Annotated in this window: 20 protein-coding genes; 3 read left to right on the forward strand and 17 right to left on the reverse strand. The window is 43.3% G+C overall.

What is annotated here, in order from left to right; translation table 11 throughout:
• Positions 1-26: 26 nt before the first annotated feature.
• Complete coding sequence (locus tag MHH63_RS15510) at positions 27-626, reverse strand: nitroreductase family protein (protein ID WP_076125903.1); 600 nt, start codon at positions 624-626, stop codon at positions 27-29.
• Between the two features lie 272 nt (positions 627-898).
• On the opposite strand from MHH63_RS15510, the gene MHH63_RS15515 reads away from it, so the two are divergent.
• The gene (locus tag MHH63_RS15515; RefSeq protein WP_340395512.1) at positions 899-2,296 is read left to right on the forward strand and encodes a metallophosphoesterase; all 1,398 of its coding nucleotides are present in this window, start codon (positions 899-901) and stop codon (positions 2,294-2,296) included.
• Positions 2,297-2,393: 97 nt separating this feature from the next.
• On the opposite strand, the gene MHH63_RS15520 is transcribed toward MHH63_RS15515, so the two are convergent.
• The gene (locus MHH63_RS15520) at positions 2,394-3,911 is read right to left on the reverse strand and encodes a copper amine oxidase N-terminal domain-containing protein (RefSeq protein WP_340395511.1); all 1,518 of its coding nucleotides are present in this window, start codon (positions 3,909-3,911) and stop codon (positions 2,394-2,396) included.
• A 92-nt stretch (positions 3,912-4,003) separates the two neighbouring features.
• On the reverse strand, positions 4,004-4,672 hold the full coding sequence (locus MHH63_RS15525) for a TraX family protein (protein ID WP_076125898.1): 669 nt from the start codon (positions 4,670-4,672) through the stop codon (positions 4,004-4,006).
• 473 nt (positions 4,673-5,145) lie between these two features.
• Here MHH63_RS15525 and thrS point away from each other — a divergent pair, with 473 nt between their 5' ends.
• Positions 5,146-7,059, forward strand: coding sequence for a threonine--tRNA ligase (gene thrS / locus MHH63_RS15530; RefSeq protein WP_076125897.1), 1,914 nt, complete (start codon positions 5,146-5,148; stop codon positions 7,057-7,059).
• 81 nt (positions 7,060-7,140) lie between these two features.
• Here the strand turns inward: thrS and MHH63_RS15535 are convergent, their stop codons facing one another.
• The 12 genes from MHH63_RS15535 to MHH63_RS15590 all read right to left on the reverse strand — a co-directional run bounded on the left by MHH63_RS15535 (position 7,141) and on the right by MHH63_RS15590 (position 20,944).
• Entirely contained in the window at positions 7,141-8,130 is a 990-nt protein-coding gene (locus MHH63_RS15535) for an aldose 1-epimerase (protein ID WP_076125895.1), read from the reverse strand.
• A gap of 84 nt (positions 8,131-8,214) precedes the next feature.
• Complete coding sequence (locus MHH63_RS15540; protein ID WP_036686231.1) at positions 8,215-8,931, reverse strand: MgtC/SapB family protein; 717 nt, start codon at positions 8,929-8,931, stop codon at positions 8,215-8,217.
• Between the two features lie 181 nt (positions 8,932-9,112).
• On the reverse strand, positions 9,113-9,904 hold the full coding sequence (locus MHH63_RS15545) for an SDR family oxidoreductase (RefSeq protein ID WP_076105002.1): 792 nt from the start codon (positions 9,902-9,904) through the stop codon (positions 9,113-9,115).
• Positions 9,905-10,016: 112 nt separating this feature from the next.
• Complete coding sequence (locus tag MHH63_RS15550) at positions 10,017-11,129, reverse strand: rhamnogalacturonan acetylesterase (RefSeq protein WP_341171762.1); 1,113 nt, start codon at positions 11,127-11,129, stop codon at positions 10,017-10,019.
• 57 nt (positions 11,130-11,186) lie between these two features.
• Complete coding sequence (locus tag MHH63_RS15555) at positions 11,187-12,026, reverse strand: carbohydrate ABC transporter permease (RefSeq protein WP_038570347.1); 840 nt, start codon at positions 12,024-12,026, stop codon at positions 11,187-11,189.
• A gap of 3 nt (positions 12,027-12,029) precedes the next feature.
• The gene (locus MHH63_RS15560; protein WP_076105030.1) at positions 12,030-12,950 is read right to left on the reverse strand and encodes a carbohydrate ABC transporter permease; all 921 of its coding nucleotides are present in this window, start codon (positions 12,948-12,950) and stop codon (positions 12,030-12,032) included.
• Positions 12,951-13,093: 143 nt separating this feature from the next.
• Positions 13,094-14,428, reverse strand: a complete 1,335-nt coding sequence (locus MHH63_RS15565) for an extracellular solute-binding protein (RefSeq protein WP_076125892.1) — start codon at positions 14,426-14,428, stop codon at positions 13,094-13,096.
• A 121-nt stretch (positions 14,429-14,549) separates the two neighbouring features.
• Complete coding sequence (locus MHH63_RS15570) at positions 14,550-16,118, reverse strand: response regulator transcription factor (protein WP_076183420.1); 1,569 nt, start codon at positions 16,116-16,118, stop codon at positions 14,550-14,552.
• Positions 16,111-17,877 carry a sensor histidine kinase gene (locus tag MHH63_RS15575; protein WP_341171763.1) on the reverse strand — a complete coding sequence of 589 codons (1,767 nt, stop codon included), beginning with the start codon at positions 17,875-17,877 and terminating at the stop codon, positions 16,111-16,113. Before MHH63_RS15575 ends, MHH63_RS15570 begins: the two co-directional genes overlap by 8 nt.
• 223 nt (positions 17,878-18,100) lie before the next feature.
• Entirely contained in the window at positions 18,101-18,895 is a 795-nt protein-coding gene (locus MHH63_RS15580) for an ABC transporter ATP-binding protein (protein ID WP_076125889.1), read from the reverse strand.
• Positions 18,888-19,811, reverse strand: coding sequence for an ABC transporter permease (locus MHH63_RS15585; RefSeq protein ID WP_341171764.1), 924 nt, complete (start codon positions 19,809-19,811; stop codon positions 18,888-18,890). The genes MHH63_RS15580 and MHH63_RS15585 overlap by 8 nt, the downstream gene beginning before the upstream one ends.
• A 62-nt stretch (positions 19,812-19,873) precedes the next feature.
• On the reverse strand, positions 19,874-20,944 hold the full coding sequence (locus MHH63_RS15590) for an ABC transporter substrate-binding protein (RefSeq protein WP_341171765.1): 1,071 nt from the start codon (positions 20,942-20,944) through the stop codon (positions 19,874-19,876).
• A gap of 324 nt (positions 20,945-21,268) precedes the next feature.
• Here MHH63_RS15590 and MHH63_RS15595 point away from each other — a divergent pair, with 324 nt between their 5' ends.
• Positions 21,269-22,204 carry a C40 family peptidase gene (locus tag MHH63_RS15595; RefSeq protein ID WP_076125886.1) on the forward strand — a complete coding sequence of 312 codons (936 nt, stop codon included), beginning with the start codon at positions 21,269-21,271 and terminating at the stop codon, positions 22,202-22,204.
• Between the two features lie 90 nt (positions 22,205-22,294).
• Here MHH63_RS15595 and MHH63_RS15600 read toward each other — a convergent pair whose 3' ends face one another.
• A complete protein-coding gene (locus tag MHH63_RS15600; protein WP_217696552.1) occupies positions 22,295-24,991 on the reverse strand; it encodes a calcium-translocating P-type ATPase, SERCA-type in 2,697 nt (898 codons plus the stop codon).
• 126 nt (positions 24,992-25,117) lie between these two features.
• Entirely contained in the window at positions 25,118-25,531 is a 414-nt protein-coding gene (locus MHH63_RS15605; protein WP_340395508.1) for a DUF2500 domain-containing protein, read from the reverse strand.
• Between the last annotated feature and the right edge of the window lie 52 nt (positions 25,532-25,583).

Consider the following 25,583-nt stretch of genomic DNA (forward strand, 5'->3'; position numbering starts at 1 on the left):
AAGGAGGTTTCAAACGCTTATTTCACTTATTTAAAGACTTTAACACGATCTTCAATCGGTTGGAATTGTTTCTCACCAGCAGGAGTAACTGTTTTACCAAATGGCAATTGAGCAATCAATTTCCATTCTTGCGGGATGCCCCATGCTTCTTTTACTTCATCATCAATCAGTGGATTATAGTGCTGCAAGGATGCACCTACACCTGCTTCAGAAAGTGCTGTCCATACTACAAATTGCAGAATACCAGAGGATTGGTTAGCCCAAATTGGGAAGTTCTCAGCATATAGAGCGAAGTTCTCTTGCAGGCTCTTCACTACCGTTTGATCTTCAAAGAATAGTACGGAACCGTAACCTGCTTTGAAAGACGCTAATTTTTGCGCTGTTCCTTCAAATTGTTCGGCAGGAACGATTTTACGCAATGTTTCTGTAGTGATATCCCATAGCTTATCGTGTTGTTCTCCAAGAAGAACAACGGCTCTTGAGCTTTGGGAGTTGAAAGAAGTTGGGCTATGTAGCACCGCTTGTTCAACGATTTCTACAATTTGTGCATCCGAAATCGTAGATTCTTTACTAAGGGCATATATGGAACGTCTTCCTTTTACTGCTTCAAAGAAATTGTTAGACATAAAATAACTACCTCCATTAATTTTAGTAACTTACTTTTGTATATCTTAGCACCTTTTTTCTGAAAACACAACAGTTATTCACAACTTATTTTGTCGGATATATTCGTTGCCAACTCTTATTGTCGCATTTATGGGCTTAATTATGCACTTGATCTATTAATCATTAATCACTTCAGGCGTGCTAGAAACTGCCCTCTTCCTTTTCCGATATACACCACGAGCTAAAATGCGCTACAATAGTGCAGCAAATGTATAGAAGGAAGGTTATAATCATGAAATTCCCAAGCGACAAAGCCCTTGTTCGGCATAGAAAATCAGCCTTAATCTCATTATTGCTGCTCCTTTCAATGAGCTTGGCTCTAACTAGCTGTAAAGACACAAATTCGTCTAATTTAACCTCAACAGCACAAGATCCGAATGATCTTCACCCCCTCACTTTCTGGGTGGCAACGGACACTCACTTCTTAGATAAGAAGCTACAGGATGGCGGTACAGCTTTTCAAAAATATGTAACTGGCGGTGATGGAAAAATGCTGCCTTACAGTGATGAAATCCTTGAAACCTTGGTTTATGACGCTGAGCAGCAGAAGCCTGATTTTCTCATCCTGAGTGGAGATTTAACAAATAACGGAGAACGCAGCAGCCATCAGGAGCTAACCCAAAAATTAAAGCGAATCGAAGCACAAGGAACCTCTGTTTATGTCATTCCAGGCAACCACGATTTATTTAATCCTTGGGCCAGATCCTTCAGCGGGGATAAGCAGCTTGTTACGGATTCCATTACAGACAAAGATTTTACCAAGATGTATGAGGATTTCGGTTACAAAGAAGCTGTATCACGTGATAAAGAATCACTAAGTTACATCGTTAAGGCAGCGCCAAATTTATGGCTCCTTATGATTGACAGCAGCCAATATCATAACAATCAGAAATACGGTTTCCCCCAAACGGACGGACGCCTGACCGCCTCTACCCTATCATGGATAGATAATTCTGTTAAACTGGCTGCCAAGGAGCATGCTTCTGTTCTCACGGTTATGCACCACAATCTACTAAGCCACACCTCTATGTCTGTTTCAGGCTTTAAGCTTAACAACAGTCAGGAAACAATAAAGGTACTTCGTGAAAATGAACTTAATTTAGTCTTGTCAGGCCATATCCATATGCAGGACATCCGGGTAGACCCGGTAACTTCTTCGGAAGAAACGCCAATTTATGATATCGCAACAAGTGCAATGGCTGTCTATCCACATCAATACGGAGCGATGACCTTCGATCCCCTGAGCAGAACCGTCAATTATGAAGCAACGCCCTTAAATGTAGAGGGATGGGCTAAAGCTAATGGCAATACAGATCAGAATCTTTTAAACTTCAAGACCTATGCTGAGGATACTTTTGCTACAAACTCTTATAACAAAGCTATGGATGGTTTAAAGGAGAGTTCCTTTACGCAGTCTGAAAAGGCATCGATGGCAGAGGTAATGGCCAAGCTAAATGTAAGATATTTCGCGGGGACAGCCGGCAGCTCCTCAGAAGATATTAAAGCGATGCCAGGCTACAAGCTTTGGGAAGGCCTACAAGAAGGTTTCTTAGGTGGATACATCCAAAGTATGACAGAGGATAAAGAGCTTAGTAATATAGCTTTAGAGGTGGTATTAACGAAGCAATAACTGGATTATGTATTCATATGAAAAACCCAGCCTCCACCCGCATTTATGCGTCAGATGGAAGCTGGGTTTATTGTGTTAATTAATCGTTAAGATACAACTATTTCCGTACAATAGTAATCCAACCATCTTCATCTACCGACACAGTAGCATGAAGCGCTTCAGCAAGCATACGCAAGGATACATATGCATCGCCATACTCGTCAACAAATACAGGTTGGGCAAGCTTTACAGCCGTGCCGTTAATCAAGGCTTCGGAAGAACCGATTTTGAATACCAGTTTATCTCCGTACACACCATCAGTAACGTTAATTGCACGATTGGCCGTATCCCATTCTACAATAGCATCTAAATCTTCTGCCAAATAACGCAGGGGGATATAAGTAGTGTTCTTGTCTACAATCGGGTAATAATATTCGTCATCAGGTTCGATAACAATGGTTCTCTTCGTAATGCCCAGATCATCCTTCAATATACGATATACATCAGAATCGGGGGCAAAATTTCTCAAAGTCTCTCCAGGTGTAAGTCCGGAAGAAATATCAAGTGCATCTTCAGTACTGATTGGATCAGCAGTTACAGCACCGCCAATGTTCCAAATCTGACTGGAAGCTTTAAGCGAGAGGCTCTTCAATGGGAAATCCTCGGTACCCGGAAGCGCCACTTTCAGATCAACATTCTGTTTACGCACATGCAGAGCACTATCAACGAAAATATCAACAGATAACTTCGTATCCTTACTCAACACGGTCTTCATCTCAGGAGTTGATTTGTAAAGACTGTCCACTTGATTGTCATATACTAGCAGCAATGCATCAACAGCCAATTTGGCAGCATCATGCAATACAGTTACGACAGCTTCTTTATCATCCAGTGGAATATCTCCGAATCCCAGATTGAAAATATCGCCAGAACCGTCTTCATCCATAGCTTTGATCACAGGGTACAGATAGTCGTAAAGACCACCCACCAATTCAGTAAAACCTTCTGTGTCTTTGGAAACAGACTTCAGGAAGCCTTTTAACAATGCAGGAAGCTCATCACCAGTCACTTCTGCATGCAGCTTCGTCATGTTCAACTGCTCACCATACACAGCATCACTAACCGGTGTAATGTTGATTACGCCAGGATTCGGAAGATTCTTAACAACGAATTTCGTCAACAGCTTACTGACATCTTCAGCTTTTGCCGTATCCAAGCCTACTTCACCTAAGATTTCATCGTATCCTTGTACAGGGAAGTAGAACGGTTGTTTTGCTCCTTCAACTGTAAAAGCAAGTGTTTGTTTGTCCATAAACAAGGTGAATGGAATATTCAATTGTTTATAACCAACAGTTCCTTGGGCCGATAAACTCCCATTATCTTGTAACTTAGCTTTACTAATATTCAAGGAAAAAGAATTAATAAGATCAACCATTTCCTTATCTTCCGCGCTAATTCCCTCTATGGGCTCAGCATTCATGGAAAAAGTCATACTGGATTCTGATGATTTAACATCAACATCCCCAATCAACGCCTTATTAACATCGAACCCCCCTACCGACTGACAGCCGGCAAGAACTAGCATCAGTGCGACAAAAGGCAAAAACCACTTCAATTTCGCTTTAACTCTACTCATAGCATGTCTCCTTCATCTTATTTTGTGAAATCAATCCATTATCTCAGCTAAGGTAAGTTTTGTAAATCAAAGTTCCTTTTATTGTAAAATGTTTAGATATTCAACAAACTTCGCCATTCGATCTGAGCCCAATCCTTGTAAATTACAGCCTTAACTATCGCCAACATCAGTAAATGTGCAGGATAAAATGACCACCACATCCAGCGCGGAACCCGGTGCCGCTCCAAGCGATCCCAAATTAAAGGCGTAAAAGCAATCAGCAAGGTAGGTAAAATACTGAGCATCTGTACAACCCAATAATTATAAAACATATAGAAAAGATTCAGTGCCAGATGGGCTCCAACAAGCCAGTACGATTTCGTATAACGAAAAATCAATACTAAGAGCAAACCGTACGCATTATAATCTATAGGGTAATAATCCATTAACACTATAGCCGCAATTACCACAGGTATACCAAGCCATAGTGAAGGCAGCTTGTCCAAAATTACCAGTACGATTGCTGACAGCAATAACGTAAACACCACGTTCCAGCCACCAGAATTTAGCGCTAGATTATAGGGAATCTGGGCAATAATCGCAATCAAGAGCAACCGAAATAAATATTTAGGTCTGGATGAAGTATGGATATGTCCCTGCACAAGCCCATAACAATAAATCGGAAAAGCTATTCTCCCTACATATCTCCAAGCAAGATTCTCCGGGAAAAAGATATAGCCAATATGGTCGATTAGCATCGTCAGCATGGCAATAATCTGCATTACAATCCCCCTTAAGCATGTTGAAATATAAATTCGCCAAGTCCATCCTCATTTCCTTTACCAATAAGCAAATGAAGACCGCGGAGAAACGATCATCCGATTTCTGTGCACCTCCCCCCTTGACTTTATCGAATACTATTGAGTAATATTAACTAGCAACAGAATATGGCAATGATCAAAGACATGATTTCCTACACGAACTGTCCAGAGAGAGAAGTCCAGGCTGCAAGCTTCTCCAGTTACCGGTTGTGAAGTTACCCCTTTGTAGCCGTGGCGCTGAATCCGTAGAACTTTGTTTTTTCGGTAGTATGCGGCACCGATTTATCCCCGATATCGGATACCAATGAGGTCCTGTCTATATGACAGGTCGAATTAGGGTGGAACCACGAGCTGAACGCACTCGTCCCTTTCTGGGAGAGATGCGTTTTTTTGCGTTCACAATTAACAATATTTGAGAAACGGAGGCTAAAATCATGAAGATCAAGGTAACACTGCAAGATGGAACAATTAGAGAGGTACTGCAAGGAACAACGATTAAAGAAGCAGCAGGTGCCATAAGTACCAGTCTGAAAAAAAATGCTGTAGCTGGAAAAATTGATGGAAAATCTGTTGATCTAAACCAAGCGATCGAACATGATTGCCGGCTCGATATTGTTACGTTGGATAGCAAAGACGGTCTTGAGGTTTATAGACACAGTACTGCACATATCATGGCGCAGGCCATAAAACGTATATATGGAGATAAAGCTGTCCAGCTAGGCATAGGTCCTGTTATCGAAGATGGCTTCTACTATGACATTGATATTGAGAAACCTCTATCCACTGATGATCTTGCTGCAATCGAACAAGAAATGGCGAAAATCATCCAAGAGAATCACCAGATTGTCCGCCGTGTGGTGAGCCGCGCAGAGGCCATTAAACTTTTTGAAGAGCTGAATGAGCCTTTAAAGCTGGAGCTTATTCATGATCTGCCGGAAGACACAGTATTAACTATTTATGATCAAGGTGAATTCTCCGATCTTTGCCGTGGGCCACATCTTCCCTCTACTGGCTTGGTCAAAGCCTTTAAGCTGTTGAATGTAGCGGGTGCCTACTGGCGTGGAGATTCCAATAACAAAATGCTGCAACGTATTTATGGAACTGCCTTTCCTAAAAAAGCGCAGTTAGAGGAACACTTACTGTTTCTTGAAGAAGCTAAAAAACGTGACCACCGTAAGCTCGGCAAAGAACTTGAGTTGTTCATGTTCTCTGAAGAAGCTCCAGGCATGCCCTTCTATCTTCCCAAGGGAATGACAATCCGTACAGAGCTTGAGAACTTTGCCCGGGAATTACAAAGACAGAGAGATTACGATGAAGTTCGTACACCGCTGATGATGAACAATCGGCTTTGGGAGCAGTCAGGACACTGGGATCACTACAAGGACAATATGTATTTCACAGATGTAGATGAAACAAAATTTGCCCTTAAGCCGATGAACTGCCCTGGGCATATGCTAATTTTCAAAAATAATCTGCATTCCTACCGGGAACTGCCTATCCGTATCTCGGAATTCGGTCAAGTGCATCGCCATGAATATTCTGGAGCACTGAACGGGATGATGAGAGTCCGCACTTTCTGCCAGGATGATGCTCACCTCTTCGTGTTGCCAGAGCAAATTGAGGATGAAATAAGACGGGTAATCTCACTGATTGACCATATTTATCAAGTGTTCGGCTTTGAGTATAAGATTGAATTATCTACTCGGCCGGCAGATTATATGGGATCTGAAGAATTATGGGATCAGGCTGAACAATCTTTACAAAATGTATTAGACAATCTCGGGATCGAATATCGTGTGAATGAAGGGGATGGCGCGTTCTATGGACCTAAGATTGATTTCCATATCTTAGATGCGCTAAAACGAAGCTGGCAATGTGGAACAATCCAACTAGATTGGCAAATGCCAGAGAAATTCGATCTTACTTACATCGGGGAAGATAATCTTAAACATCGCCCGGTCGTAATCCATCGCGCTGTTTATGGGTCGATCGATCGTTTTATGGGGATTATTACTGAACATTTCGCTGGGGCTTTCCCACTGTGGCTCGCACCTGTTCATGCGAAGTTATTGCCAGTCTCTGAGAACTATGTTGACTATGCACTGCAAGTGAAGCATCACATGGAGAAGGCTGGCATTCGTGTCGAAGTAGATATCCGAAATGAGAAGTTAGGCTACAAAATTCGTGAAGCTCAGCTTGAAAAAGCACCTTACATGCTTGTACTTGGAGAGAACGAAAAAAATTCCGACACTGTCTCTGTAAGAAAACGTGGTGAAGGTGATCTTGGTTCGAAGAGTATCCAAGACATCATTGAACAGATTAATGAAGAGATTATTAGTAAGAGATAAATTTAAGGGGCTGTCTAATCGTAGAAAAACTACGTTTGAGACAGCCCCCTTCTTTATAACCTATTCATATTCACATGAACTCTATTTTACGTACAGGCGGCTGCTCTCTTCCCAATATTCACCTGGTTTCAGGCTGAACAAGCCGATTTCATCAGCAGGAAGATCTACCATTGGCGCATTCACCAAGTTAATTTGTGGCTCAGGGCAGAAGAACTGTTCTGTAGCACCATTATTCCAGATCATCCATTGTTTGTACGAAGTCCCTACATCGTACACCAAGGTTACTCCAGCTTTGCTATCGGTAAGCTCCATCCGGTTGCGTCCGTTCTGAGGTACAGCCGTGTAGTGATTGTCCATCGATGCAAAATATGGATTCACACCTTCTTCACGAAGCTGAACTTCTCCTGGCTCCAACGCCTGGAATTTGCCTGTTGGCAGCATACGGTCGTTGAGCTCCCAGCGCTCGCCAATAGTAGCTTTTACGCGGTAATCTTGTGCACTGCTTTCTGGTGCGAAAGGTGCGTTAATGGCAGTGTGGAATGCCAGCAAGCAAGGCATCACATCTTCTCCATCATTGTGTACCAGCACCTGTTGAGATAATCCTCCTTCGCCGAGGGTATAACGCAATTTGATCGTATACTTATGTGGCAAATACTGATAAGAAGGATGATTCTCATCCACCTTGATGAATACGGTTACGAAGCTTTCAGTCTTACCGCTGCCAAATTCTTCGACTTCCCAAGCTGCAGTATGTAAAAATCCGTGTAAATGGTTGCCCGTTGCAACTTCATTTACTGGGAATTGATAAGTTTGACCATTCCATGGAAATTTACCATCCTCATAACGATTTGGAGGAAATAATACAGGAATTCCGTGAATCCCCGGACTTGCCTTAAAGGCTTCCATTTCTTCAGCTCCAGGCTCATGCAGGAAGCGATATCCGTTTTCGGTATCACGGAAACAGATCAGGTTGCCGCCAATACCTGGCAGAATAGCTGCCTCATAACGACCGGCTTTCAACCAGATAGCTGCTTCTCCTTCATATTGTCCTTCATACGCTGTGATTGACATAATATATTGTTCTCCCTTCCAGTGTCTGATAATTGTCTCCACTTGATAGATTACCACATCTAGTCATGAGGTGACATGCTCTTTTTACAATTGCTCCACTTCTACGCTCATTACATGTTCAATTTTCTTCACATCGTAATAGATTTCTGTTGCGTAATCCCGATCCGGTGCTGAGATCACCATATCGATCATTTGTCTGCCATCTTCCAAATCTTTAATTTTCATTCTTCGAATCGCTCGGGATGGACCTCTAGTACTGCGCTGCGAGCTGACCTGAGGCCGCTCGATTTTTTGGATCACTTCTGTAAGCACAAAATTAGCTTCCATAATGATCCTCACTGAAACTTCATGTTTATTCAGTACTTCTGGTCCTAGCGAACGGATTAAATGAGGAACTAAATTCACAGCAAACATCAGCAGAATAACCGCATATGCTGCCTCAATATAGAATCCCGCACCCACAGCTATACCAATTCCAGAAGCTGTCCAGATGAGTGCTGCCGAAGTAAGGCCCGAAATGGCATCTCCGCCTCTACGCAGAATAACACCCGCACCCAAAAAACCAATCCCGCTGACAATCTGAGCCGCAAGCCGCATTGGGTCCATGTTGGGATGCTCTGGTCCTGCGAACTTATCAAAGGCATGGATAGACACCACTGTGACAAGACAGCTCGCAATGCTTATGACCATACTGGTCCGTATCCCCAGCGGTTTCTGCTTGATCTGTCGGTCAATCCCGATGAACAGCCCGAACAGCATGGCCACTAGTAACTTCATTAATGATTCCAATTGAAAATCCATATCGCAATCTCCTTTCTCCAGAGATACTCCATTATAACGGAAATTGGAGATAATGATTAGCTTTATTTTACAACAAAAAACGGCATAACCATCCTCAGCGCATATGCTCTTTCGACCCGTGTGGTCCGGCATAGCGACGAGGATGGAATCCGTTATGAGAGGCCAAGATTATGTTGAAAAACTAACCGTGCAGAAGCGACTCTGCACCGTCACAATAAATTTCCGTCCCCGTAATATGATCTGAATCTTCAGACGCCAGAAACAGCGCCAGCTTCGCTACTTGATCAGGTCGCCCCGGACCTTCTTCCAACGGTTGATCTCCCTCAGGAAATTCTACTGGGATTTTCACTTCTTTCAGATCCTCTGATGGAAAAGTGTTGTCATCTATATTGGTCTTTATAGCCCCAGGACAGATCGCATTTACGCGGATTTGAAATTGAGCCAGTTCCAGTGCCGCCATTTTCATAAAAGCAACCTGTCCTGCCTTTGTCGTACTGTAAGCAGAAAAACCAACATTAGAAAATACACGATTTCCGTTAATGGAGCTGTTGATCAGGATGCTGCCTCCGCTTTCTTTTAGATGCGGTATCGCATATTTAACAGTCGCGAAGGTTCCACGCAGGTTAATATGAATGGTCTGATCCCAAGCTTCAATATCCATCGTTTCAATAGGCGTCATCGCCCCATTAATCCCTGCGTTGGCAAAAACAACATCAAGACGACCCCATTTCGCGGCCGCCTTATTTATCGCCGCTTCCACTTGTGGTGGTTCAGCAACATCACATTCGATAACTAGGGCTTCTCCGCCCTCTTTCTCCACTTGCTGTCTAACCTTTTCAGCATTTTCTACAGTTCTGTCCAATAATACAACTTTGGCTCCGTTACGTGCGAACTCAAGCACGGTTGCCCGGCCAATTCCTGAGCCGCCTCCGGTTACAACTGCAACCTTACCTACAAGCTTTTTATCTGCCATATCGTGATATCCTCCTTCTTATCATGCAAGTCTTCCAGTTAAGTTCTTTCCTTAACCTTAACCTTGCATACAGAAGTTGAACCGACAGATATTTACTTTTCCTTTAGGATTATTATTCTCCCTGACGAAGATGAATGATGAGATCGTTTAATCCAACTTCCCGGATCCCTTCCACTATAAGCTCAGCTAGAAGACGAGCCCCTAAAATCTGAAAATGTGTATTATCCTGCACCCCACCTGGATGCGCAATAAATTCTCCTGGATAGCTCCACATGAATAAATCTTTTGAGCCCTCTGAGCCATAAGCTTCAAAGAGCTTGCGGCTCTTCTCGGCTAAATCAATCAGTGGAACCTGCTCGGTATCTGCGAGTTCCCGCATGGCGATTAAATAATCTCCATGCGTGTCTACAATTGCTTCTTCACTATCAAATCTTCGCCGATGTACAGAGCTCACAAGAACCGGATAGGCCCCCGCTTCTCGGGCGACTGTAATCAACCGGAGCAAATGTTCTTTATATGTAGTAAAGGGCTCGGTATGTCTTAAATCATCAGTTTTGGAATCATTATGTCCAAACTGGATGAACAGATAATCTCTGGGTCTGATATCTGCGGCAATGCCCTCCAAATGCCCTTCCTCAATAAAACTCTTGGAACTGCGTCCAGAAAGTGCTCGATTATCTACAGCTATTCCGGCTTTGAAGCAGCGTGGCAGCAGTTGGCCCCACCCCGCATAGGGGTAACCTTCTTCCCCTTGATCGGTCACCGTGGAATCTCCCGCCAGAAATAAGACTAGCGCTTCATTGTCCATCTGAATGTCCAAGGCGTTAATACGCGGTGCCGCACCCGAGAACGATAGCTTTAGCTGCCCATCCTTAACCCTAATTGCAAAGGATTCGCGCAAATATTGGCCCGCAGGCACATTTAGCGTGTCCAATACGAACTTGCCTTCTCCAGCTTTGATAAATGTGCTGGTATCTGCCAGAGCATCACCCAACAGCATCGTAACACGGTAGATCCCATTCGGGAGATCCAGAAGAAAAACTGCTTTCTGTGGGATGCAGCAATCGCTTCGCAGTATATCTGTTCCCCCTCTGAAACGACCAAAGACGGAGGAATCAGAAGTGAAACCATACCCTATTCCCTTAGAATAAGATGTGTCCGGCCGAATTTTGGTGTAGCCAGGCTCAGCTTCCTTAATCCCAAAATCAAAACGATAGCTATCCAAATTCAGCCGCACCTTTCTTAATTAGAGATTTAAAACATTTATATTCGTTTGCTGAAATCAACCTTTCAAACCACTGGTGCTGATTCCTTCTACAATCTGCTTTTGGAAGATAAAGAAGATAATCATGACTGGTGCCAAACTTAGAACAGACATGGCGAACATTGGACCCCAGTTGGATACGGACTCACTGTCCAGGAACATTTTAAGCCCCATCGAAACTGTATATTTAGAAGGTGAGTTCAAGTACAATACCGGTCCAAGCAGGTCTTCCCAGCGCCAATAGAAGGAGAAGATCGCCGCAGTAGCCATAGAAGGACGAATAAGTGGAAGTATAATTCTGAAATAAAGTCCAAATTTCCCACAACCATCGATGGTAGCCGCTTCATCAAGTTCAACAGGAATGGTCCGAATAAACTGCAGCATTAGGAAAATGAAAAACGGGACACCGAAGAACTGTGGAACAACGATCGGTTTGATACTGTCGAGCCATTCCAATTTGGCATAGATAATGTATTGAGGGACGAGCACCACATCGGAAGGAAGCATCAGGGTCATCATCATGATTCCGAACCATAAGCCATGGCCTACAAATTTATTGCGGGCAAAACCGAAGGCAACCAGTGAAGATGAAATGACTGCGCCCAGTGTTGCGACAATAACAATTACAAAAGAGTTCTTGATGAAGACACCAAAGGAGTAACCTGCAATACCTTCCCAGCCTTTAGCATAGTTCCCCCATTCCCATGGATCAGGTATAAGGTGCTGCGCTGTAACAAACACAAGCCGGCTCTCTTTAAAAGAACTCATGATCATCCACAGAATCGGATACAGCATAACGATAGCGAGGCCACCTATAAGGATGTGATAAAGCGGCCATTTCAGTTTAATTTTCGCCATGGATTATTTTCCTCCTTCCGACTCGTAGAAGACCCACGATTTGGATGTCTTGAACAAGATTCCGGTCATGATGCCGACAAGCAACAACATTACCCAAGCCATAGCCGAAGCATAACCCATATTATTAAACATAAAGGCCTGACGGAATAAATAGAGAGAATACAACATAGTGCCGTCCATAGGTCCGCCTTCACCTTTAGAGATAATATAAGCTGGAACAAAGGTCATGAATGCGCTGATCGTCTGCATAACTAGATTAAACAGAATCACTGAACTTAAGAGTGGCATAGTAATCTTGAAGAACTTTCTGAAGAATCCGGCTCCATCCACACTAGCTGCCTCATACATTTCACCAGGAATATTTTTAAGACCTGCAAGAAAGATCAACATGGATGAGCCAAACTGCCACACAGATAGAGTTATCAACATGATAAGCGCAGCGTTCGGATTGCCAAACCAACTTACCGGTCCAATTCCGAAAAAGCCAAGCATGCCGTTAATAATTCCTGTATCACTAAAAATATTACGCCACATGATGGAGACCGCCACACTACCCCCTATAATAGAAGGTAAATAATAAGTTGTCCGATAGGCTCCTACCATACGTGATTTCGTATTTAGAATCATGGCCACAAATAATGCGAAGGTTAGACGTAAAGGCACACCGATAAATACGTAAAGCAACGTTACCTTTAGTGAATGCAAATATTTCGGGTCATTTGAGAACATTTTGATGTAATTATCAAATCCAATCCACTTAGGTGGAGCGAATAAATTGTATTTGGTAAAAGAAAGATACAGCGAAATGATCATCGGGATCAGTGTGAAGCAAAGGAAGCCAATGACGAACGGACTGATGAAGGCATATCCTGTAAGGTTGCTTCGTAACCGCCGGCCGGTGAGGTTCTTTTTCTTAACAGCCAATGGATTCGAAGGTAGGGGATTCGTTAATGCCAAGGGTCTCCAACTCCTTTTTATGTGAATAATATGGGAAACGGGATGCCGCCTAGCGAAATGGCATGCCGTTTCCCATGTGAGACGCAGTATAGTTATCTGTTACCCTACGATTAACGGCTGGAGAGAATAGAGTTCGCTTCTTTTCGGAACTGTGCTGCTGCTGCTGCTGGGTCTATTTTTCCGAAGTTCATTTGTTCAGCAAGGTCTGTAAGCAGGGCTACAACCTCTGGGGAACCTACCGGTGGACTCATAGGTGAAGTAGTAGGCTCCATGTCAGCAACAAACTTAAATACTTGCTTACCGGAATCAGTTAATTGTGTAGCTACAGATTCTTTGATTTTGCTTGAAATCGGTACTCCGCGTTCACCTTTGATCAGGTTGTTAGCTTCCACATCATTAATCCAGAAATCAACGAACTTCGCTGCTTCTTCCTTCACTTTAGAGTTAGAAGTAATTGACCAGTACATACTTGGCTGCATGTAAAGCCCTTTATCCATATCTGGACCAGGCATTTGTGCCAGCTCCATAGGACGATTTACAGCGATTTGCAAAGCAACGTATTGGTTCGACCATTGCCATACACCGATACCTGTCCCTTTAACAATATCCGACTCTTCAATAACCCCTTTATTTTGGCTCAGTTTGTCTTGTGATGGGACCGCTCCATCTTTAATCAAACCAGACAACATTCCGAAAAAGTCAGTGAACAACGCATCGTCCTCATAGCCAAGTGCGGAACCATCATTGTTATAGAGTGCCAGCCCTTTTGTACGCAGATAATAGTTGAAGAACACGTCTGCTGCCATGGAACCGTCCATATACAGTCCAGCCGACTTAGCTTTCGCGGCGATTTCCTTGTATTGATCCCAAGTCCAGTTCTCTGGGATAGAATCAACACCTGCCTTTTTCAGCAATTCTGGATCATATTGAAAACCAAGTACGTTAACCCCTAACGGAATTCCGTATTGCTTCTCACCGATCACTCCAGTACTCAGCACGTTCTCATTCACATCGCCGACTTGAATCTGAGAGTTCAAATAAGGTTTCAAATCTTCGAGCTGTCCGTTAGATCCATATTGATTAATATAGGAAATATCCATTTGAACGATATCAGGAAGTCTATTTGCAGCAGCTTGCGGAGCAAGCTTTTTCCAGTAATCATCAAAGGATGCATATTCAGGCTCAATGGTTACATTCGGATATTTGGCTTCATACATATCAATAACTTGTTGTGTATAAGAATGTCTTGTATCTCCACCCCACCATGCGATACGCAGGGTTACTGGTTCTGCTGAGGTCGTGGCCGCAGGTTTCGTCTCCGAAGGAGTATTTGTAGCGGAATCCGTAGCAGCAGCATTGTTATTGTTGTTACCTCCACAACCAGCTAACATCGACGACAACAATAATGGTACGGCTAGTAAAGCGAATCTCTTTTTCAATTTCATGTCCCCTTTTCCTATGATAGTGTAAAGGCTCTGATCCCTTTAGGTAGCGCTTTCATTGGTTAAATTTTCTCAAATATTCCGTGATTATTGAATACAAAAAACCGTCTTGTTTGTTCAATAATCAGTTCGCTTGAGGGGGTTTCATGAAATCTGTAGGGGTCTGGCCGGTTACTTTTTTAAAAACCTGACTGAAATATTGTGCATTTCCACCGAAGCCGAACATTTCAGCCAGCTCAAATACTCTTACATCCCCACTTCTCAAAATATGCTCCGATGCTTTAGCAATCCGGTAATTGGTTACGTAATTCGAGAATTTCTCTCCGGTAATTTTCTTGAATATTTTGCCGAGATAGTCGGGATTCATATATAACATTTCAGCAGCGACCGAGCTAAGCGACAGCTCTGCATTCTTGTAATCCTCTGCGATAATTTTGAACATTTTGTCTACAATAAGCGATTGCCGGGAACTAAAATGTCGGTCATACATCGCTGTTAAGCGAACCGCTGCCTCTTTGACGTATGCTTTTAAACCTCCCAAGGTTCTAATTTCGGCAAGCTCCGCCAAGCCCGATGTGAAGCTATTTCTTTCATCAGGGACTGCTAAACGAATCATAGCGGAATATAACTGTAAAACATATGAACGCGTCACGTTAATATCTAACCGTTCATCCGCGAGCAAGTTGAATAATCGTTCCAATTCCAGCTCTACCGTATTTTGATCGCCTGCTTTTATAAGTAGACAAATATGCTCTTCATCTAGCTCGATATCATTTCTTCCACTTAGCTCATCACTTGGGATATCACTCCCGGTAATCAAACCGCCCGCCTCCAAATAAAAACGATGGTTCAGGCATTGCAAGGTCTGACGATACAATCTCCGGGAATGAATCATAAGGTCAGCATCACTAATCGCGATTGTCACATCCATTTTATAAAACTTGCAGAATACCTCTCTTACTTCAGCGATACGTTTAAGCAAGGGGCTATTCTGCACCGTATTTCCTTCGTCTTCCAGTAATATTAATAAATGACCGCCTATCGTCGCACTCAGGAGTGTTTCCTGAAGTACGTCCTGGGCAATATTTTGCAGAGCGAACAATTGCTCATATTCGTAAGAACCTTCTAGTCGGAACAGGAGCAAGCGTACCGTTTTGTCATTGAGTTCAATGCCGAATAATTCCTGATAGTACTCTAGATCCTGACTTCCATAAGTTTTGTTAGAGATCCATTCCTTCAAAAATTGTTCTTTCACATGGGGCAATACCTTCTGAAGACGTTGTTTCATGCTATTTACGAATTCGCCCCGGCTCTTCTGTTCATCGAGCTCTGCTACCAGCTCAACCAGCGCTTCATGGATCTGATTCTCATTGCACGGCTTTAAAAGATAATGTTTGACCCCGTTCTGCATAGCAATACAAGCATAATCAAAATCCTTATAACCAGTCAGCATAACGAATTTCACGTCTGGAAATCGTTCACTGCATTTTTGCACCAGTCCCAAACCATCTAAACCAGGCATAGAAATATCCGTGATCACAATTTCGGGGCTAAGCTCCTCTATTTTTACCAAAGCCTCAATCCCGTTCCACGCCGTGCCTACAAGCTCTGTTCCCGCTCGTCCCCAGTCCACAACCTGCGATATCCCTTCCAGAATCAAGCGTTCATCGTCCACCAGCAGCAGTTTATACATTCTCTAGCACTCCTTTTAAGTAAGGTATACGCACATGTATAGTTGTTCCTTGACCCGGCTCACTTTCTATGACTGTACCCCATTCAGGGCCAAAGACGATTTGAATCCGTTCCGCGATGTTAGCTAAGCCGATGCCTTCTCCACGTGTCTTAACTCTTCCCATCTGCAAATCTTTGATAAATTCAGCGCTCATTCCCGGTCCATTATCACTGACTCTGATATCGAGCCCCTGCTCATCTTCACTAACTGTTATAGAAATGGTACACGGTTCAATATTAGGCTCTAGTGCATAGCGGATAGCATTTTCGATTAAAGGCTGCAAGGTCAGCTTCGGAATCAAAGCGTCATGCAGATGTTCAGGTACATCCATCCGGAAATCAAGCCTCTCATCAAACCGTGTTTTCTGGATAATGACATAATTGCGCACGATAGTGATCTCTTTTTCAAGTGTAATCAGCGGATCCTTTAGACCAATAGAGCTGCGGAACAAGTAACCGAGGGCTTCTACCATTTCTGAGATTTTGGCTTGTTTGTTCATTTTGGCTAACCAGTTGATCGATTCCAGTGTATTGTACAAAAAATGCGGATTAATCTGTGCCTGCAAAGCTTTTAGCTCTGTCTCTCTAATAATCAGCTGCTTCGCATAGTTCTCATCAATAAGCTCTCTGATCCTGCGGATCATCATTTTAAAAGTCCGGTTTAGCTGACTAACCTCGTCCTGCGCAGTCTGTGAAACCACACCTAATGACTGTTCCTCCAGATTGTCCAGATCGCCTTTCTCGATTTGCTTCATTTTTTTGGTCAACTTAGAGATCGGACGTACAATACTGCGAGCAAGCCTGTAGCCTAAAAGGAGACCAATTAATAAGATTAGTGCGAATATGATGACGACCAGCTTTTTGACAAAAGTAATATGTTTGAACATCTCATTAAATGGAGTGGCATTGATGTAGATCCAATCTATATAAGATGATTTCGTCTTGGTTATAAAATAAGTACCTTCTTGATATTTGGCCGTGCGATATAGCTCCGGACGTTCTGTCTCTTCTTTAAGCTCTTCTGGCAAAAGAATCGGTGTTTCAGGATAGATTGCCTGTCCCGTCGTGGCATCAACTGCGATTAATTGGTCAGTATCGCTCGTACTATCCGCAATGATTAGATCGATCCGAATACGGATCACGAGTGTTCCCAGATCATCCAGCGTAAACGTTGACCCTGTATAAGATTTAATCTGCCGAACCGCCAAAAGTGAATTTCTGTTTCCTTGCGGATACCACACTATACTCCCGCTAGCTTCCGCAGCTAACGGCTTTAACTGATCCTGCAGATCCTGTGATACTCCTTCACGATTGCCCGCAGTCATTACTCCGCCACTCGTATCCATCAGCATCATGGAATAAACGTATTTCTCTGCCCCTGCAAAAGCAACCAGCCTGTTTATGATCTTGTTATGTAGAACTTGTCTTTCATAAGGCTGTGGATCATTCTGCAATTGGCGCAGGCATTCTTGAATTTGCTCATCAGACACCACTGTAAAAGAAAGCTGATCCAATTCTCTTAGGGCATTTTCGATGCTAATGGAGGACATCCCCAGTACCTCAGAGGCCTTTTCATAAATTTGCTTGTCATAGATACGATACACATATTGTAAAACGGTCAAAGAGAATAAAAAGGAAAGTAGAAGCAAAAAGGAAATAATCAGTATCATTTTGTTGAAAATGCCCGAACTTCTGTAAGCGCTAACATTTTTCCAAATCATCTGCATTCTCCGCTCCCTAAATATGATAATTTTCATTTATTATCACTATAATTCCATTATAAACCATAATGTTCCATTTGGGTAAATTTACGTGAACTGAAAGATAAGGATAGTATAATGGCTCGGCGAAAAAATTCCTATGTAAAAAAGGGCTCGAAATGAAATCCAGAATCAGACTTCACTTCAAGCCCTTATATTGAGCTACCTTCACACCTACAACTGACTAGCCAAGCATCATTCGGTCATCTGCCAATTTATGTCCGCTGATTGTCTCGAATTCTCCGAGCAGCCGTTCTACAGTAAGATCTTTTTTACGTTCCTCATCGATATCCAAAATAATACGGCCCTTATCCATCATGATCAGACGATTGCCAAGACGAATGGCCTGTTCCATGTTATGAGTAACCATTAGGGTGGTTAACTTCATCTCACGGACAATGGACTCTGTAAGTTTAGTAATCAGCTCCGCACGAGAAGGGTCAAGGGCTGCTGTATGTTCATCTAAAAGTAAAATTTGCGGTTGAGTAAAGGTCGCCATTAGCAGACTTAGCGCTTGTCTCTCTCCACCTGACAACAACCCTACTTTTGCCCGCAGGCGATCCTCCAGCCCAATCCCCAGACGGCTTAGCTCATTGCGAAACAAAGCTCTTTTAGCTTTATTTACGCCAAAGGTTAACCCTCTGCTTTTGCCTCTTTTATAAGCCATAGCTAAATTTTCTTCAATCGTCATATGTGGAGCCGTACCCGCCATTGGGTCCTGAAAGACACGGCCAATCCAACGACTCCGTTGAAATTCCGCCAAATGGCTGATTGAATTTCCCTCAATGCTGGCTGTACCCAGATCCGGCTTCATGACACCGGAAATAATGTTCATCAACGTAGATTTACCAGCTCCATTACTTCCAATGATGGTGACAAAATCACCGGGAAGAAGCTCCAAGTCAATGCCGAGCAGCGCTATTTTCTCATCGGGTGTTCCGGGATTGAACAGCTTAGATACGTTCTCCAGTTTAAGCATCGATGGTGCCTCCTCTCTTGCTGCTTAGCGCCTGCTCAGCTAATTCAACGGAACGCCTCCGCGCCATATTCTTCTGCTTCAGGAAACGCTGAATCGACGGGAATACAAGAGCGAAAATAACGATAATTGCTGTGATCAGCTTAAGATCCGAAGCTTTCAGCCACGGTACCCGCAAGGCAAGAGCAACTACGATCCGGTAAACTATGGATCCGAGCACAACAGCCAATGTGGCCCGAAATACATTTCTAGCACCGAATATGGCTTCACCGATGATCACCGAAGCTAACCCGATTACAATCATCCCAATACCCATAGAGGAATCCGCAAAAGTAGAATACTGAGTGATTAACGCCCCCGAGAGCGCCACCATTCCATTGGATAAACTGACACCAAGAATAGTGGTATTATCCGTGTTCACACCCAGACTACGGATCATTCTTGCATTATCTCCGGTAGCCCGCAGCGCAAGTCCAAGATCTGTACGCAGGAATAAATCCATTACTATTTTCACAAAAATAACTACAAACGGCAGTACGAGCAGAGGATCAATGGAAGTGAACAAGGTAGTGTCGCCCATTAAAGACCAGTTCGGTTTGCCACCAAATATCCGCAGATTAATGGAATAGAGTGCAATCATCATCAGAATCCCGGATAACAGTCCATTAATCTTGCCTTTCGTATGTAATAGGCCCGTACACATTCCTGCCAGCATTCCACCAGCAATAGCGGCCAGGGTAGCAAGCCATGGTGCATAACCGTTAGTAATCATAACAGCGGCAATGGCACCACCAGTGGTAAAGCTCCCATCTACAGTCAAATCAGGGAAATCAAGAATACGAAAGGTAATGTATACACCTAAAGCCATAAATGCGTAAAGCAGTCCCATTTCAACGGCCCCGAGCATCGAATTTAACATAGATGACTTCCTCCTTCGAGCGGAAAGGGGCGTTCTCACGAAATCGCCCCCTATATAATGGCTTATTGAATAATATTGTTAGCTTGATCGGCAACTTCTGCCTTCATTGCATCAGTCACTTCTATGCCTTGCGCTGCTGCAGATTTCAGGTTAAGAATGAGATCGAGTTTTTCTTGCATGGTTACTTTCATATCAGCTGGCTTTTTACCATTTTTCAAAATATCCACGGCCATTTGACCCACTTGATAGCCATGATCGAAATATTTAAAACCAACGGTGGCGAAAGCTCCCTTTTCAACCGTATCACGGTCACTGGAGAAGAAGGGAATTTTCTTGTCATTAGCTGTTTGAATAATGGTATCCACTGCACTTACGACTGTGTTATCCAAAGTAATGTAGAATGCATCTACACGACCCACAAGTGATTCTGCAGCTTGTTTGACTTCAGAGGTATTCGTGATGGCAGCCTTCACTAGCTCGATTCCATGTTTATCTAACTCTTTTTTAGCAATCTCAGCCATAATTACTGCATTTGGTTCACCTTCATTAATAACGATGCCCAGCTTTTTCACGTTAGGAAATTGGGTAGCTATAAATTGCATTAATCTGTTAATCGCTTCGGGATTGGTGTCCGATACCCCTGATACATTGCCACCTGGATGCTCCAGATCCGTGACAATCTTCGCGTCGAGTGGGTCAGTTACTGCTGCGAATAAAATCGGTGTATCCTTACTTGCTTTGCTGAGTGCTTGAACAATTGATTGAGCGGAAGGCGTTGCAATTGCCAATACCAAATCATTAGAGTCAGCGGCAATCTTTTGAGCAATGGACAAGTTATTCGCTTGATCAGCCTGAGCATTCTCAAGGTCAACCTTCAGGTTCTCACCTTCAACGATTCCTGCATCCTTCAAAGCAGCGAGAATTCCTTCACGTGTAGCATCAAGTGAGGGGTGCTCCACATATTGCGAGATCGCAATTTTGTACGTTTTTGAATCTGCTGCTCCTGCATTCGTAGGGGAATTACCGGAATTCGCTGCATTTCCTGCGTTTCCCGCAGTGTTATTGTTACCACAACCAGCTGCTACGAGCATGAAGCATAAGCTTAATCCCACCAAAATGTTTCTCTTTTTCATCAAAGTACCCCATTTCATTAGTTTATTAACGCATACATCAAGGTGAGCGACTCAGCATTATCACTTTTATCGATAAAAGCATTAAAGCATAAGCTTACACGTACCTCACATTAATGATAGAAATCTATTAAACCTATATTATATGGAGGTTGTTTATCCGTCAATCACTTATCATATTTCCATAGATTTCAAATTCTGAAGAATATATGACATCAAAACAGGTAATGCTTGGTTGTCTCTTACAGCGATTGCCTTCGTTTCTTTTACATAAAAAAAATCGCCCTGCACAAACTGAATTTACAGTTTGAAGATGGAGCGTGTTAAATGGCTAATAATCACAAAAGACTACTAACCACCGCTACTGTATTGCTTGCTGTCGCTTTAACGAGTTCATCCTGCGGTTATTCATCTCAATCGCAAAAACCTAAGGTTAACGCGCTAACTCCTGATGGAACAAATGCCTCCAGTTATTATGAACAATCTGCAATTACCGACGCTCAGGGAAAGTATTGGATTCCACTTAAGCCTGCGGTTACTTCGCTCGGATATCGGATGAAAGATGATGGTTCTAGTGATGGATACACTAAAATCGGTTATAGCGATGTTATGTATATGCTGCGCCCTGGCTCACCACAGGTATTCTCACTTGGGGAAAAAATCACACTGCCACAAGCCCCTAGACGGCAAGAAGGGCAAATCTATATCACCCCTTTAGCCTTGTCCAAATTTCTGCAAACAGAAGTAGGCTGGAATCCCCAGTCGGGTGAGATAAACATTGCTACACCGTCCGAACGTAAGACTATCGAAAAATTATCGACGGTCGAATCCACGAGTGAATCTAAATCTTTACGCATTCAAAGTATTTCTGAAGCGGATAAAAAGGAGTTAGTCGCTTTTGCCAAAAATTTCTTAGGTGTACCCTACGACTTTGGCGCTGGATCTTATGAAGAAACCAAAAAATTTGATTGCTCTTCTTTTACAAGGCATGTTTTCAAAAAATTCGGTGTCAGCTTACCTCGTTTAGCTAAAGATCAAGATAATTTAGGTACTCGTGTAAGTCGAAGCGAACTGGATGTAGGGGATCTTATCTTTTTTACCGTTCCCGGCCGATTTGAAAGTGATGCTATACCTGGTCATGTCGGTATTTACATTGGAGACGGAAAGTTTATCCACACTTGGGGTGAACCCGGAGTTCAGATCAGTGACCTCGACTCGGGTTATTGGAGTAATGTAATCCTCCACATGCAACGTGTTTTATAAGCTTCCCATACTTTAAAAGAAATCATTCAAAAAGCCTGAATCCCTATTGAAGGGATTCAGGCTTTTTGACTACAACTCTTAACCAAATTCTTAATCCCAGCTCTTGCCCCTTCCGCTTATCCGGACAAACAGCTTTACAAGTTCTACTATGACAATAATCGCTACGGCTGCTGCACATACTATTCCCCACTGTAATCCACTTAAATGTGAGACACCAAACCAGTCGTTTAAGCCCGGGATGATGATCACAAGCACAAGCATTAGTATAGAGATCAGCGACGCCCATAACATATACCGATTGCTGAACCAACCGATCTGGAATAGCGATTTTTTATTGGATCTGACGTTAAAAGCATGGGCAATTTGCAGTAATCCTAATGTGGCAAAGGCCATTGTAACCGCAATACCTTCATTGTAATGCGTATGCGCCCATTGGTACACAAATAACGTAAGTGCCGCTTCTATAATCCCTTGATATATTATCCCGATCCCAACGCCGCCAGCAAAAATGCTACTGCTTGCTTTACGCGGCTTCTTCGCCATTACATCCTCACCGGCTTTCTCAAGCCCTAGGGCAAGTGCAGGTAAAGTATCCGTAACGAGATTAATCCACAGGATATGGATCGGCTCTAGAATACGCCAACCAATCATAGTGGCAATAAATAATGTCAGCACTTCCCCAAGGTTAGCGGAGAGAAGGAACTGGATTGCTTTGCGGATATTGCTGTAAACTTTCCGTCCTTCTTCAACGGCAACAACTATAGTCGTAAAGTTATCGTCGGCAAGCACCATATCTGATACACCCTTGGCAACATCCGTTCCGGTTATCCCCATGCCCACACCGATGTCGGATGATTTAAGTGCAGGAGCATCATTTACACCATCTCCGGTCATCGCCACAATTTTTCCTTTTTGCCGCCAAGCCTTAACGATACGCACCTTGTGTTCAGGAGAGACGCGTGCATAAACCGAATAATCGGTAACCTTCTCCGCAAATTCCTCTTCGCTGAATTTATCCAGCTCACTGCCCGTTAATACACCTGATTCATCTTCAATAATCCCTAATCTTTTGGCAATAGCCGCTGCTGTATCACGATGATCCCCTGTAATCATTACAGGTCTTATTCCCGCTTTACGGCAGATGGCTACCGCATCCCGTACTTCCTCACGCGGAGGGTCTATCATACCAACCAAACCAATAAATACTAACTCTATCTCCGTGGTATCTGGTGAAAGATCGGTCGGCAGCTGCTCCTCATCTCGGAAAGCAAACGCCAACACTCGAAGTGCGTCATTTGCGAGCATTTTATTACTCTCCATGATATTCCGCTTATGTTCGTCTTGTAGAGGTACAATTTCTCCATCCACATAAATATGGCTGCATTTAGACAAAAGTACATCTGGTGCACCCTTTGTCAGCACACGATATCGACCATCTTCTACCTCATGAATCGTTGTCATCAGCTTGCGATCAGAGTCAAAAGGCAGCTCATTTTTACGTGGATATTTCTTTTCAAGCTCCCTTTTGTCAGTACCTATACTAAGCGCATAATCGACTAACGCGGTCTCCGTCGGATCGCCGATGATTGCTTTTCCGCTCTTGGTTTGGGGATCCTTGTTTCCAGCTTTTGCTTCAGTTTCACTAGGAGTCTTTCCTTCGTCAATGCTGGAGTCATTACAAAGCGTCATAGCTTGAAGCAATAACTCACCACCAGGAATCCCTTCAAGTCCTGCACTGGAATCAGTGGTCTTTCCGTTGACATGTACTTTTTCGACAGTCATTTTATTTAATGTTAAAGTACCTGTCTTATCGGAGCATATAATCTCTGTACTTCCGAGTGTCTCCACGGCAGGAAGCTTGCGAATGATCGCTTTTCGTCCCGCCATTCGCTGCACACCAAGCGCGAGAATGATCGTAACAATTGCTGGCAGCCCTTCCGGGATAGCCGCTACCGCAAGTGAGATCGAGGTGAGTAGCATATCCATTAGCTCTCTTCCCTCGAAGATCCCAACGGCAAAGATAATCACGCAAACGCCAAGAATAATAAAGGTGAAATATTTCCCTAGTTCATCCAGCTTTTTTTGCAGCGGTGTTACATCATTATCTTCCTCCGAGATAAAACCGGCAATTCTACCGACCTCCGTCTGCATTCCTGTTGTTGTAACGACACCAACCGCCCGGCCATAAGTAACACTGCTGCTCATGTAAGCCATATTGGTGCGGTCACCGATTACAATGTCGCTGCCTTCAAGCACACCGGCCCGCTTTTCTGATGGCAATGATTCTCCTGTAAGCGCGGCTTCCTCCGTCTTTAACGATGCGGCTTCCAAAAGTCTTATATCCGCCGGAACTACATTTCCGGCTTCCAGTAATACGATATCCCCGGGAACGAGGTCTTCACTTTTTATCTCAGTAACCTGACCGGAACGTCTTACTCTGGCATGCGGAGAGGACATGCTTTTAAGCGCATCGAGTGCCTGCTCCGCCTTATTTTCCTGAATAACTCCAAGCACCGCGTTCAGAATGACTACAAGCAAAATAATAATCGTATCCGTCCATTCCCCCAAAACTCCTGACAATACAGCTGCTACTAGCAAAATAAAGATCATTACATTTTTAAATTGTTCGATAAACTTTTCTAATAGCGATTTAGTCTTCGCTTCTTGCAGTACATTCTTCCCATATCGCTCCAGAAGTTTAGCTGCTTCATCGGAAGATAAACCCTCTTTCCGAGTTTCCAGCCTATTCAGCACTTCTTCCTCGCTCAGTGTATGGAAGGGTACCAGCCCTTGCGATTGTGAATTATTTGAATTCAAGACCATAGCCTCCTTCCAGAATTGAGATCTGGTAAAACCTCTCATATGAGTTTTACCCAAAACAGGCATGGTGATTCTTGAATGGTATGTACTTTTTTAGAAATTTAGATGTTCTTTCTTCAAATCGCGATTGAAGCTTTTAAACCTAGTCCCTTGATACAGAAGTTCGCCTCGGTCCCCTTCTACAATCAGGCTAAAATCCTGATCTCTTACCTGCAACTCTAAACGAGAGCCATCGGCAAACTCAAACGTAACGTAATAACTAGTATTTGCTCTCGATTCACCGGATCCACCCCATACCTCGGTTCGTTTGGTGACCGCTGTGCAGTTTGCTTTTATCAAAGGACTTGCGTTATTGGACATCCAGATTCTCACTGATTTAACAATTATAAAAACGAAAAGGCCAAGAAAAAGCAAAGCAAATAATTTAAAAAACAGTGGCATCTCATGAATGAAACTTCCGAAAAAGCTGCGCTCATCAAAACCGTTAAAATCCTGCCATTCGCTCAAATTTATCCCTCCTGACTGAAACTAGATAATAAAAGTTATCTATGCTGCGAAA

Source organism: Paenibacillus sp. FSL H3-0310, assembly GCF_038002785.1.
In the GTDB taxonomy this organism is placed as follows: Bacteria; Bacillota; Bacilli; order Paenibacillales; family Paenibacillaceae; genus Paenibacillus_AQ; species Paenibacillus_AQ odorifer.